Below are 12,325 nucleotides of genomic sequence, written 5' to 3'. Positions count from 1 at the left end.
CCTCCTTCACCCGAGCCGCTCGACCATCACGCGTCCCCCTGCGGACGCCGTACCGCCCGTCAGGCAGCCGCCGACGCCCGCGCCCCCGCGTCGGCCCCCCGGCCTTCCCGCCACCAGGACGCGCCCCACGCCAGCGCCGCTCCTCCCACCGCGTACGCGCCCAGCACCCACAGCGCCGAACTCGTCGCATGGCCCGAGAAGTACACCGTGTTGCGGACCAGCGTCGTCCCCGCACCCGGCGGCAGCGCCTGGCCGATGGCGCTCCAGAAGTCGGGGAGCAGGGGGGCCGGGTAGACGCCGCCCGAGCTCGGGTTGCCGAGGACCACGAACAGCAGGACGACCAGTCCCGTGCCGAGCAGGCCCAGCAGGGTCTGCAACCCCAGCGCCGTCGCCGCCGAGGCCATGACCGTGAGGGCTCCGATCGCGCTCAGTGCCCAGAAGTGGCCGCCCAGCGCGTCGAACACCGGGCCCACGATCACCGCTCCGGCCACGCCCGACACCACCGCGTACGGGATCAGGACCGCGAGGCGGATCAGGGTGCGGGGACGGTTCGCCGGGCGGGAGCCCGACGCCATGCCCATGATCGTCGCGGTGAGATAGCCGCCGATCACCCAGCCCAGGACCAGGTAGAAGGACGTCATGCCGCGGCCGTCGCCGGGGTTGGGCGGGCGGATGTCCGTCACCGCGATCCCGCGTTTCTCCGACGCCTCGATCCGCTGGGCGATCTGGGTCGCCGTCTGGGAGACCGACGGGCCGCCCGCCGAGGCGACGAGCAGGGTGTCATGGGTGCCCGTCGCGTCGAAGAGGAAGGCCGCGTCCGTACGCCGGGTCAGGACCCACTCGCGCGCAACAGCCGTGCTGGAAGCCGCCGTCGCCTTCACCGGGTCGCCGTCCAGGGCGTTCAGCTGGGCGACGATCTTCGCGGACACCTGTTGGGGGGCCACCACGGCCACCGGGATCCGCTGCGGGGTGGGGGAGTGGAAGGCGCCCACGTACGAGACGATGAAGGCCAGTTGGACCAGCAGGCCGCCGAGCACCAGGCCGAAGGCCCTGAGCGTCACGGCGTCCTTGAACTCCGCCGCGAAACCAGGGAACTTGGAGGCGGGCGCCGTAGGGGATCCGCCTGAGGGAGGGCTGGAGGGTGCGTTCACGGGCGCATCGTCGCACAGGAGGGTGAAGTCACCGTTCCATTTGCAGTCCCTTGCACATCGGGCAACCCGGCCAACCTAATCGCCCGGTAACCCCAGTTCCGCCCAGATCGTCTTCCCCGTGGCCGTCTGCCGGCTCCCCCATCGCTCCGCCATCTGCGCGACCAGCAGCAGCCCCCGCCCACCCTCGTCGAACACCCTCGCCCGCCGCAGATGCGGAGCCGTGCTGCTGCCGTCGGACACCTCGCAGATCAGCGCCGTGTCCCGGATCAGCCGTAGGACGACCGGGTCGTCGCCGTAGCGGACGGCGTTGGTGACCAGCTCGCTGACGATCAGTTCCGTCGCGAAAGCCGTATCGCCCAGCCCCCACGCCGTCACCTGCTCGCTCGCCGACTTCCGTGCCCGCGCCACGGCCGCCGGGTCGCGCGGGAGCTGCCAGGTGCGGACCCTCGCGGTGTCCAGGGCCGACGTGCGGGCCAGCATCAGGACGATGTCGTCGGCGGGGCGGGCCGGCAGGACCGTCCGCAGGACCCGGTCGCAGGTCTCCTCCAGCGGGCCCGCCTTTTCGGCGAGCGCCCCGCGCAGCAGGTTCAGGCCGTCCTCGATGTCGCGGTCGGCCGCCTCGACCAGGCCGTCGGTGTAGAGGGCGAGCAGGCTGCCCTCCGCCAGTTCCACCTCGACGGACTCGAACGGCAGACCGCCCAGGCCGAGCGGGGGGCCGGTCGGGAGGTTCAGGAAGCGGACCTCGCCGTCGGGGGTGACCACGGCCGGCGGCGGGTGGCCGGCACGGGCCATCGTGCAGCGGCGGGAAACCGGGTCGTAGACCGCGTACAGGCAGGTGGCCCCCACCTCGCCCGGCGTCGGGGCCTGAGCCCGCCCGCCGGCCTGCGGCCCTTCCTCCCGGTCGAGCCTGACGACCAGGTCGTCGAGCTGGGTGAGGAGCTCGTCGGGGGCGAGGTCCACGTCCGCGAGTGTCCGTACGGCCGTCCGCAGGCGGCCCATCGTCGCCGAGGCGTGGATGCCGTGGCCCACCACGTCACCCACGACCAGGGCGACCCGGGCGCCGGACAGCGGGATGACGTCGAACCAGTCCCCGCCGACGTCCGCGCCGGAGCCCGCAGGGAGATAGCGGTACGCCACCTGCATCGCCGCCAGGTCCGGCGGGCGCTCGGGGAGGAGGCTGCGCTGGAGGGTGAGCGCGGTGCGGCGTTCATGGGTGTAGCGGCGGGCGTTGTCCACGCTCACCGCCGCCCTCGCGACGATCTCCTCCGCGAGCAGCACGTCGTCCTCGCTGAAGGGCTCCGCCGTACGGTGCCGCAGGAAGTGCACCAGGCCCAGGGTGACCCCACGGGCGCGCAGCGGCACCATCATCACCGAGTGGATCATGTGCCTGCTCACGGCTTCGGCGCGGCCCCGGGAGGCCTCGATCCACCGCTGCATCCCGGGGTCCGCGGCCGACGTCAGGGTGCCGCGGCCGGCGATCAGGGCCCGCATCGGGGGTGTGTCCACCGGGTAGAGCGTCGTCGCGCCGGTCGGGACCACCGACTCGGGGCAGCCGTCGAGGACCGACCGCTGGGCCGTACGGCGCAGGGTGACCGGCCGGTCCGGCGGCACCGGTTCCGGTTCCTCGCCGAGCGCCACCGACTCCAGCAGGTCCACGGTGACGAAGTCCGCGAAGCCCGTCACCGCCACCTCGGCGAGCTCGTCGGCGGTCCGGGTCACGTCCAGGGTGCTGCCGATGCGGATGCTGGCGTCGTTGAGGATGGCGAGGCGACGGCGGGCCCAGTACTGCTCCGTGGTGTCGAAGACGGCCGCGGACACGCCCCGCACCGCCCCGCTCTCGTCCTTCAGCGGCGAGAGGAACATCGACCAGGCGTGGTCCCGGACCTCGCCGGGCGCCTGTCCGAAGTTCTCGTGGAAGACCGGCTCGCCGGTGCGCAGGACCTGCCGCTGGAGGCGGTCGTACTCGTCGAAGGGCGGGTTCGGCTCTATGTCCCACAGGGTCAGGCCGCGCATCTCGGTCAGGCTGCGGCCCATCACCCGGGTCATGGCCTCGTTGGCCGACACCAGCCGGGCCTCACGGTCGTAGACCGCCACCGGCACGGGCAGCTGGGCGAGCGTGAGGTCCCACAGGGCCTCCGCGTCCGGTTCGACGGGTCCGGCCACATGCTCCGGGGCCGCGGGGGTCACCAGCCACGGCCGCCCGCCGTCGCCGTCCGCGAGCGGTGTCCCCGTCAGCCGTACGACGACCCGGCCGCCGTCCCGGTGCCGCAGCGCCACCTCGGTGGCCCAGCGCCGGCCGACGGCCACATGGCGCCGCGCGGACTCGGGCAGATCGGCCGCGAGCAGTCCGGCCGCAGGACGTCCTACGACCTCCTCGGCCTCGTATCCGAGCAGCTGCCGTGCCCCGGCGCTCCACACCGTGACCGTCCCGACCGCGTCGACGACGACCGCCAGGTCCTCGGGTACGCGTCCGTCCACGGTGCCTCCGGGTGTGCTGCCCCTGCTGTCCATGCCCCCAGCGTCGCGCCGCGCAGCTCCCCGCTCAAGCGATGACAGGAGGCACGCGAGGACAGGAGGCACACGGCGGCTCTGCCGTGCGGAGCCGCAGTCTTGCACGCTTGGCGGGGCTGGGAAACGGAACGGAGCGATCTGGGCACCCGGAGTGCGGAGTACAGGTGTGGAACCTGCTGACCGGCGAGCGGGTGGGGGCCGGGTGGGTGGACGCGAGCCGGACGGGGGTCGGGGGCCGGGTCGTACTCCTGTTCCCGCAGGCTCCACGGCGTCGGCCGTGGTGCCCGGCGGTTCAGCCCAGCGGGGTGTCGGCCCAGGGGAGGGACGCCGACGGGTCGTTGAAGGCCTCCGGGCGGGGCGGCTGGACCTCGTGGCAGGTGAAGCCGAGCCGGGTCAGGGCCCTGCTCACCTCGTTGGCGGTGAAGTCGCGGCGGTCCTGCCGGGTGATCACCTGGCCGACCTGCTTGACCGGGTAGACATGGCGGCCGACGGTCACACACGTGCCGGTGGCGGGTTCGGGCTGAACGCCCTCCATCGACCTCTCGACCTCGCTCATGGTCAGGTCGAAGGGAAAACGTGCGATGACGATGCGCATGGTGCCTCCACGGGGAGCGGTCGGGACGTGACGGTGAGAACGGCCAGGGTGCGGCCCTGTTCGTCTCCTTCTCGACGGGGACGCCGGTGGCGCGGCCACCGGACCCCGTCCGTGGGTCGTACGGCTATCGGCTGGTGGGGGTGGAGCGGCGGCGGCCCCGCGCGGGACGGCCGCTGCGGCTCCGCCCGGGGGCCCCGGAGCGCTTGGGCGGCTCGGCGGCGGCCGGGACCGGGAGGACGACGGGCACGCCGGAGGGAGTGCGGGCTCCGGTGATGCGGTTCAGTTCGGCCTCGCCCGGGCGGACCCGGGTGGTCTGCGCGGTGACGCCGGCGTCGGACATCAGACGGTCCACCGCGCGCCGCTGGTGCGGCAGGACCAGGGTGACGACGGTGCCGGACTCGCCGGCGCGGGCCGTACGGCCGCCGCGGTGCAGGTAGTCCTTGTGGTCGCCGGGCGGGTCGAAGTTGACGACGAGGTCGACGTCGTCGACGTGGATCCCGCGGGCCGCCACGTTGGTGGCCACCAGGACCGTCACCTGACCGTCCTTGAACTGGCCGAGGGTCCGGGTGCGCTGCGGCTGGGACTTGCCGCCGTGCAGCGCCGAGGCCCGTACACCCACCGACAGCAGGTGCTTGGCCAGCCGCTCCGCCGCGTGCTTGGTGTCCAGGAACATGATCACGCGGCCGTCGCGGGCGGCGATCTCGGTGGCGGTGGCGTGCTTGTCGTCGTCGCGGACGTGCAGGAGATGGTGCTCCATGGTGGTGACGGTGCCCGAGGACGGGTCGACCGAGTGGACCACCGGGTCGTGCAGATAGCGGCGCACCAGCAGGTCGATGTTGCGGTCGAGCGTGGCGGAGAACAGCATCCGCTGGCCGTCGGGACGGACCTGGTCGAGCAGGTAGGTGACCTGGGGCATGAAGCCCATGTCGGTCATCTGGTCGGCCTCGTCCAGGACGGTCATCGTCACCTGGCTCAGACTGCAGTCGCCGCGTTCGATGAGGTCCTTGAGCCGGCCGGGGGTCGCCACGAGGACCTCGGCGCCGGCCCGCAGCGCGGACGCCTGACGGCCGATCGACATGCCGCCGACGACGGTCGCCGCGCGCAGGCGCAGCGCCCGCGCGTAGGGGGTGAGCGCGTCGGTGACCTGCTGGGCCAGTTCGCGGGTCGGTACCAGGACCAGGGCGAGCGGATGCCGGGGCTCGGCACGCCGGCCGTCCAGGCGGGCCAGCAGGGGCAGACCGAAGGCGAGCGTCTTGCCCGAACCGGTGCGGCCACGGCCCAGGACGTCACGGCCGGCCAGGGAGTTCGGCAGGGTCGCCGCCTGGATCGGGAAGGGTGTGGTCACTCCCTCGGTGCGGAGCGCGGCCTGCAGGCGCTCGGGCAGGTCGAGGTCGGCGAACGCCTCCACCGCGGGCAGCGCCTCGGTGACGGTGGTGGGGAGCGTGAACTCGCCGCCGGGTGCGGCGGCCGGGCGTGAGCGCTGGTGGCTCGCGCCGCGGGAGGAGCGGAAACGGGACGTGTTGTTCCCGTTGTTTCCGGTGCTGTTCCCGGTGCGACGGGTGCGGTTCATGGGAGCGGAACCCTCCTCGATGCGTGCGGCACGTGTCGAGGAATTCCTCCGGGGCGCGGCGAAACCGCACGAGAATTCGCAAGAAAGAGCCGGGGAGAAACGAAGAATTCAGATTCTTCGGGACAATGGGACAGGGCCCGCACCCCAAGAGTGCGGGCCCCAGCCGTGAAGATACGCGTCAGCGTCAGGCGGGAACGATGTTCTCGGCCTGCGGGCCCTTCTGGCCCTGCGTGACGTCGAAGGTAACCTTCTGGCCTTCCTGAAGCTCGCGGAAGCCGGAGGTGGCGATGTTCGAGTAGTGCGCGAACACGTCGGCGCCGCCGCCGTCCTGCTCGATGAAGCCGAAGCCCTTTTCCGCGTTGAACCACTTCACGGTGCCAGATGCCATATTGAATCTCCCTAGGGGGCAGTGCCGGGACCCGCACTGTACGGACCCCGAGTCGCCGCGATGGACTCCCCTCCGGAAGACCGGAAAGACGCCGGGGAACTTCATAGAAATTCTCCGGAAACCAAAACTGCAACTTTTATCACGGTAACACACGGTAGGTAGGCGGATCTACGCCGCCCCGAATTCTGGTGGGGGCCGGGCTGAAAACTTCGACGCGCCCCGCACGTGAATCTGTTGCCGCCGTGACAGTTATTCGTCCGGCCGTCGACGCATCCGCTCGTTCAGACGGAGGGCCTCGGCGAGCCGGTCCTCCAGGGCGATGATGCGGCAGGCCGCCTCGACGGGGGTGCCCTGGTCGACGAGTTCACGGGCCCGGGCGGCGATACGCAACTGACCCTTGGAGTACCGGCGGTGACCGCCCTCCGAACGCAGCGGCGTGATCAGCTCCGCCTCACCGACGGCCCGGAGGAAGGCGGGGGTGATGCCGAGGATGTCGGCGGCCCGCCCCATCGTGTAGGCCGGGTAGTCGTCGTCATCGAGATTGCCGGCGGGAGAGGTCTCGGCGGGCATGGCACCTTCGTTTCGGGGGCGCGTCCAGGGGCCCGGCGGACTCGGCGCCGATGCGGTCCCCAGATGCTCACAGTGGTCACAACCCTAACGGCGGCGCACATGCATATGTGACGCCACCGGAGCAGACTTTTACGGCCCGCGGAAGACTTCGCGAGTGGCCTTGAGACGTGAGGTGATCCACAACGCATCTTCCGCAGGGGTGATCGCAGGTGCCTCCCTGTGTCCCCCGGCACCCGCGGAATGCCTACGCGCGCCTCCCGATGCGCGGCCGTCGGGGGCACGCACCGGGAGACGAGTGCCGCCGTCACGCCGTCACCGGCACGGCACCGTCCCGTACAGCCTCTGATCTGCTGGTTTCAGTACTCAGAGGTCACCGCAGACGGCTGAAACCGTAGTGAAGCCGTACTGAATCGCCTTGGCCCCACGCTCTGCGGCATGACGACGACGGACCATGAACTCGCGATCGCGGCCAACGGGCTGCGCAAGTCCTACGGGGACAAGACCGTCCTCGACGGCATCGACATCCGGGTGCCCGCCGGGACGGTCTTCGCGCTCCTCGGGCCGAACGGCGCGGGCAAGACCACGGTGGTCAACATCCTGTCCACGCTGATCTCGGCGGACGCCGGACAGGCCAGGGTCGGCGGCCACGACCTCACGGCCGAGGCCCAGGCGGTACGCGCCGCCATCGGGGTCACCGGACAGTTCTCCGCCGTGGACCGGCTGATCACCGGCGAGGAGAACATGCTCCTGATGGCGGACCTGCACCACCTCTCCAAGCGGGAGGGCCGAAGGGTCACCGCCGGACTGCTGGAACGCTTCGACCTCGCCGAGGCCGCGAAGAAGCCCGCGTCCACCTACTCCGGAGGCATGGCACGCCGTCTCGACATCGCCATGACCCTGGTCGGCGACCCGCGGATCATCTTCCTGGACGAGCCCACCACCGGCCTCGACCCGCGCAGCCGCCACACCATGTGGCAGATCATCCGCGAGCTGGTGTCGGGCGGTACGACCGTCCTCCTGACCACCCAGTACCTGGACGAGGCCGACCAGCTCGCCGACCGCATCGCGGTGCTCAACCACGGCAGACTCGTCGCCGAGGGCAGCGCCGAGGAGCTCAAGCGGCTCGTCCCCGGCGGTCACGTACGACTGCGCTTCTCCGACCCGCAGGCCTACGAACAGGCGGCGACCGCACTGCGTGAGGCCGGCCGCGACGACCAGGCCCTCGCCCTGCAGATCCCCAGCGACGGCAGCCAGCGCGAACTGCGGGCCGTACTCGACTGGCTGGACGCGGCCGGAGTCGAGGCCGACGAGCTGTCCGTGCACACCCCCGACCTGGACGACGTGTTCTTCGCCCTGACCGGCAGCGCCGACGTCACCGACCAGCCCAAGGAGACCGTCCGATGACCGCCCCCGCGGCTCCCGCCACCCACGCCCTGCGTGACCACGTCACGATGCTGCGGCGCAACCTCCTGCACGCCCGCCGCTACCCCTCCCTCACCCTGAACCTCCTGCTCACCCCGGTCATCCTGCTGCTGCTCTTCGTCTACGTCTTCGGTGACGTGATGAGCGCCGGCATCACCGGCGGCCCCGGGGACCGCTCCGAGTACATCGCCTACGTCGTCCCCGGCGTCCTGCTCATGACCGTCGGCGGGACCGCCATCGGCACCGCGGTGTCCGTGGCCTCCGACATGACCGAGGGCATCATCGCCCGGTTCCGCACCATGGCCATCTCCCGCGCCTCGGTGCTGATCGGGCATGTCGTCGGCAGTGTGATCCAGACCCTGATGGCGCTCGCGGTGGTGCTGGCCGTCGGGCTGGCCATCGGCTTCCGGCCCGACGCCACACCGGTGGAATGGCTCGCGGCGGCCGGACTGCTGACGCTGGTCAGTCTCGCGCTGATCTGGATCGCGGTCGGTATGGGACTGGTGAGCCCCAACGCCGAAGGGGCCAGCAACCTCGCCCTGCCCCTGATGGTGCTGCCGCTGCTGTCCAGCGCGTTCGTGCCGGTGGACGCCATGCCGGGGTGGTTCAGCTGGTTCGCCGAGTACCAGCCCTTCTCACCCGCCACCGAGACCCTGCGCGGACTGCTGCTGGGCAGCGCCATCGGCACGAAGAACGCGCTGCTCACCGTCGGCTGGTGTGTGGCCCTGACCGTGCTGGGCTACTTCTGGTCGAGGTCCCGCTTCACCCGCGAGCCGCGGACCTGACCAGTTCGCGCAGGGCCTCGGCCCGCAGCTCCTCCCGCCCCAGGGCGGCGTACGCCGTGCGGGCCTCGGCGTACGCCGCCCTGTCGGCGTTCTCCGCGGCCTGCCGGGACCGGGCGGCGGACAGGGTGGGGTACTCCCGCCCGACCAGCATCCGTTCCGCCAGCGCCACCAGCCGTACGGCCGCCGTGTCGCCCCGGGCCAGCCCGGCGAAGCCGAGGGCCAGCAGGACGGTGCCGTAGACCGGGAAGCCGGCCGGAGACCTGTCGTCGGAGTCGGCGGTCAGCATGACCAGCAGCCGTTCGCGCAGCTCGTCGGCGAGACCGGCCACCGGCTCCGGGCGGCCGTGCTGGACGTGGGCCGCGAGCGCGGCCGCGCACACCTCCAGGGACCACGGCTCCAGGAACGGGTCACCGGCGTGCAGCGGTACGGCCTCCCGGGTACGCGCCACCGCCTGGCGCCACAGCCCGAGCCCGGTCTCGGTCAGCCCCCGGGCCAGCGCGAGCTCCGCCCGGGAGGACAGGTCGGGGGTGTAGAGCTGCATGCCCTCCGGCTGCCGGTCCAGAGCGGCGAGCCCCAGCCAGTACTCGGCCTCGTCGACCTCCCCGCGCTGCAGACACGCCTGCACCAGACTCCAGCGCACGCCGATCGAGTCCCACCGGTCGCCGAACGCGTCGAGCGTGCCGAGCAGGGCGCGCAGATGGTCGTAGGCCTCCTCGGCCCGCCCGGACTGGAGACACAGCTGGCTGATCCGGCCGTGGGTGAGCAGCATCATGGACGGGTTGCGGAGCGGGCCCAGCGTGCCGGTCATCCGGCGGGCGCACTCCAGCGCGCGCTCCGGCTCGTGCTCGGACTCCCACACATAGCTGGCGACGCAGGTCGCGACGCCCGCCAGCAGGGGTTCCCCGGCGTCGCAGAGCTCCTGGAGCCGTGCGTAGTGCGGCGGATGCATGTCCGGTACCGCGTTCAGCACCACGTTCACCGCCCGCAGCAGGGTGTCGGGCGGGGCGGGCGGCAGTCGGCGCAGGGTCACGAACTGCCGTACGGCGCGGGTGCCCTGACCCATGACGAGACTGGCCGCGCACGCCGCCGCCGCGCTGCGGGCCGGCTCGACGTCCTCGGGGTTACCGGGGCCGGGGAGGAAGTGCGACAGCGGTCCGCCGGTCTCGGCGGCGAGGGCGGCGAGCCGGGCGTAGTGGGTCTCGGTGGCCCACAGGGAGGCGAGTACGGCGGTGACGGCCGCGGTGGCGGGACCGTCGGCGCGGGCCAGCGCGTGCCGCAGGGCCAGGACGAGGTTGTCCTGCTCGGCCCGGATGCGGATCCGGGCCGGCAACTGGTCGCCGGTGAACAGGACGTCGTGGTGGGCCCGGCCGAAGTCCCGTGCCCAGGCCAGGAACCGGCCGGTCACCGCCTCCGTCCCGCCGGCCTCGGCGAGGCGGGCGGCGCCGAACTCCCGCAGTGTCTCCAGCATCCCGAAGCGGACCCCGGACGGGCTGTCGTCCACCTTGAGCAGGGACTGACCGGCCAGTTGCTCCAGGAGGGCCAGCGCGTCGCCGGTGTCGCCGAGGACGTACCGCGCGGCCTCCTCGGTGAAGCCCCCGGGGAAGACGGACAGCGCCCGCAGCGCCGCCCGGCCCTCGGGTTCCAGCAGGTTCCAGCTCCACTCGACCACGGCCTGGAGCGTGCGGTGCCGCTCGGGCGTGTCCCGGGCCCCGCCCCGCAGCAGCGCGAAGCGGTCCCGGAGCCGGCGCGCGATGTCGGCCACGGACAGCACCCGCACCCGGGCCGCGGCCAGCTCCACGGCGAGCGGCAGTCCGTCCAGGTGCCGGCAGATCTCGGCCACCCGGTCGGCGGGCAGCTCCACACCGGGGCGGGCGGCCCGGGCCCGCTGCACGAAGAGCTCGGCCGAGGTGGCCGGGGACAGCTCCGGCAGGGCGTACACGGACTCGGAGGTGAGGCCGAGCGGGGCCCGGCCGGTGGCCAGGATCCGCAGCTCCTTCGACCGCGACACCAGTGCCTGTACGAGGTCGGCGGCGCCGGCGATCACCTGTTCGCAGTTGTCCAGCACCAGCAGCGCGGGCCCGGTGCCCAGCGCGGCGACGATGCCGCTCACCGCGTCCCCGGTGAACTGCCGCCCTTCCCCCGCCCCCACGGCGGAGGCCACCTCACCGGCCACGTCCTCGTCGGCGGTGACGCCGGCCAGCGCCACGAAGTGCACCACGGGCTGCTCGGCGGCCCGGCTCACCGCGTGGGACAGGCGGGTCTTGCCCAGCCCGCCGGCTCCGACGACGGTGACCACCCTGGCCTCCCGCAGCAGCCCGGCCACCGCGGCGACATCGCTGTCCCGGCCCAGCAGGGGGTTGGGTTCGTGCGGCACGCCATGGCGGACGCGGGGTGTGTCGGCGCTCAGCAACTCCCGGTGCAGGGCCCTCAGTTCATCCCCCGGATCAGTACCGAGTTCCTCGCGCACCCCTCGCCGGTAGGTGTCGTACCGGGCCAGCGCGGCGGCTCGCCCGGCGGTCGCGGCCTCGCAGCGCAGCAGCTCGGCGAGCACCTCCTCGTCCCGGGGCGCCTCGCGGGCCAGCTCGGCGAGCGGCGCGAGCGCCTCCTCCCGTCGTCCCAGCCGGGCGAGCGAGAGCGCGCGGGAACGCACCAGAGCCCGGAAGACCCGCACCCGACCGGTCCGCAGCGCCACCACCGGATCGTGCAGATCCTCGCCCGCTCCGGCGCCCACGCTCCCGTCCCACAGCTCCAGCCCCGCCTCGGCCTGTCTGAGAGCGCCCTCGTGATCCCCGCCCCGCGCCCGCTCGGCGCTCGCCACCTCGTGCAGCGCCAGCGCGGAACTGTCGACCTGCCGCTCCTCAAGCGCCAGCCGGTATCCCGTGGGCGTGCTCACGACCAGGTCGGCCCCGACCTGCGCCCTGAGCCGCGACACCAGCACCTGCACCGCCTTGGCGGGCCGCTCGGGGCGTTCCTCCGGCCACAGCCCCTCCGCCAGCCGCCCCGTGCTGCAGCCGGTCCGCAGATCCTGCGCGAGCAGGGCGAGCAGGCCGCGCAGTCGGGGTGCGGTGATCTCCCGCCCGCGATGGGCGACCCGGGACAGCAGGACCAACTCGGTCGTCACCCCCGAAGGTTAGCCAGCACGGTGTCACCGGCATGAATCGGAACGCCGCCGACCGGTGTTCGATTGTTGGCGTCATGCCATACCCTGCATCTTCGGTGAGCCGGGCTTCTCAGGGGGGACACAGGAACCCGGACCGCGATCCTTCCCTCTTCCTCAGTCGGGCGGGCGGTTTTCTGACGAGCATCTAGTGAAATTGGCCGAAATTGATACAA

At 72.4% G+C, this 12,325-nt stretch carries 9 protein-coding genes; 2 read left to right on the top strand and 7 right to left on the bottom strand.

The features are described 5' to 3' along the window. Nucleotides 1-59 precede the first annotated feature (59 nt). From BFN33_RS09145 to BFN33_RS09120, 6 genes are all read right to left on the bottom strand, one after another. The gene (locus BFN33_RS09145) at nt 60-1,151 is read right to left on the bottom strand and encodes a DUF3533 domain-containing protein (protein ID WP_069759394.1); all 1,092 of its coding nucleotides are present in this window, start codon (nt 1,149-1,151) and stop codon (nt 60-62) included. 75 nt (nt 1,152-1,226) lie between these two features. After that, nucleotides 1,227-3,662, bottom strand: a complete 2,436-nt coding sequence (locus tag BFN33_RS09140) for a SpoIIE family protein phosphatase (RefSeq protein WP_069759393.1) — start codon at nt 3,660-3,662, stop codon at nt 1,227-1,229. A gap of 292 nt (nt 3,663-3,954) precedes the next feature. Continuing rightward, complete coding sequence (locus tag BFN33_RS09135; RefSeq protein WP_069759392.1) at nt 3,955-4,257, bottom strand: SCO5918 family protein; 303 nt, start codon at nt 4,255-4,257, stop codon at nt 3,955-3,957. Nucleotides 4,258-4,381: 124 nt separating this feature from the next. Continuing rightward, nucleotides 4,382-5,827, bottom strand: a complete 1,446-nt coding sequence (locus BFN33_RS09130) for a DEAD/DEAH box helicase (RefSeq protein WP_069759391.1) — start codon at nt 5,825-5,827, stop codon at nt 4,382-4,384. A 184-nt stretch (nt 5,828-6,011) separates the two neighbouring features. Then, nucleotides 6,012-6,215, bottom strand: coding sequence for a cold-shock protein (locus BFN33_RS09125; RefSeq protein WP_007383480.1), 204 nt, complete (start codon nt 6,213-6,215; stop codon nt 6,012-6,014). A 249-nt stretch (nt 6,216-6,464) separates the two neighbouring features. Further along, a complete protein-coding gene (locus tag BFN33_RS09120; RefSeq protein ID WP_069759390.1) occupies nt 6,465-6,785 on the bottom strand; it encodes a MerR family transcriptional regulator in 321 nt (106 codons plus the stop codon). Nucleotides 6,786-7,220: 435 nt separating this feature from the next. Between BFN33_RS09120 and BFN33_RS09115 the strand changes: the two genes are divergently transcribed. Next, nucleotides 7,221-8,189 (top strand): ATP-binding cassette domain-containing protein, encoded by a 969-nt coding sequence (locus BFN33_RS09115; protein WP_069759389.1) that lies wholly within the window; start codon nt 7,221-7,223, stop codon nt 8,187-8,189. Further along, nucleotides 8,186-8,992: an ABC transporter permease gene (locus tag BFN33_RS09110; RefSeq protein ID WP_069759388.1), complete on the top strand. Its 807-nt coding sequence runs from the start codon at nt 8,186-8,188 to the stop codon at nt 8,990-8,992. Before BFN33_RS09115 ends, BFN33_RS09110 begins: the two co-directional genes overlap by 4 nt. On the opposite strand, the gene BFN33_RS09105 is transcribed toward BFN33_RS09110, so the two are convergent. Continuing rightward, a complete protein-coding gene (locus BFN33_RS09105) occupies nt 8,970-12,113 on the bottom strand; it encodes a BTAD domain-containing putative transcriptional regulator (protein ID WP_069759387.1) in 3,144 nt (1,047 codons plus the stop codon). The genes BFN33_RS09110 and BFN33_RS09105 overlap by 23 nt on opposite strands. Nucleotides 12,114-12,325: the final 212 nt, after the last annotated feature.

This window comes from Streptomyces sp. LUP47B, assembly GCF_001746295.1.
Taxonomy (GTDB): Bacteria; Actinomycetota; Actinomycetes; order Streptomycetales; family Streptomycetaceae; genus Streptomyces.
The sequence above is the reverse complement of the archived record's forward strand: the minus strand, read 5'-3'. Positions and strand labels throughout refer to the sequence as shown.

What these genes read in the sequence shown, in the direction of transcription:
- BFN33_RS09140 (WP_069759393.1), bottom strand. Translation starts at nt 3,662, where the DNA reads ATGGACAGCAGGGGCAGCACACCCGGAGGCACCGTGGACGGACGCGTA.
- BFN33_RS09135 (WP_069759392.1), bottom strand. Translation starts at nt 4,257, where the DNA reads ATGCGCATCGTCATCGCACGTTTTCCCTTCGACCTGACCATGAGCGAG.
- BFN33_RS09130 (WP_069759391.1), bottom strand. Translation starts at nt 5,827, where the DNA reads ATGAACCGCACCCGTCGCACCGGGAACAGCACCGGAAACAACGGGAAC.
- BFN33_RS09125 (WP_007383480.1), bottom strand. Translation starts at nt 6,215, where the DNA reads ATGGCATCTGGCACCGTGAAGTGGTTCAACGCGGAAAAGGGCTTCGGC.
- BFN33_RS09120 (WP_069759390.1), bottom strand. Translation starts at nt 6,785, where the DNA reads ATGCCCGCCGAGACCTCTCCCGCCGGCAATCTCGATGACGACGACTAC.
- BFN33_RS09115 (WP_069759389.1), top strand. Translation starts at nt 7,221, where the DNA reads ATGACGACGACGGACCATGAACTCGCGATCGCGGCCAACGGGCTGCGC.
- BFN33_RS09110 (WP_069759388.1), top strand. Translation starts at nt 8,186, where the DNA reads ATGACCGCCCCCGCGGCTCCCGCCACCCACGCCCTGCGTGACCACGTC.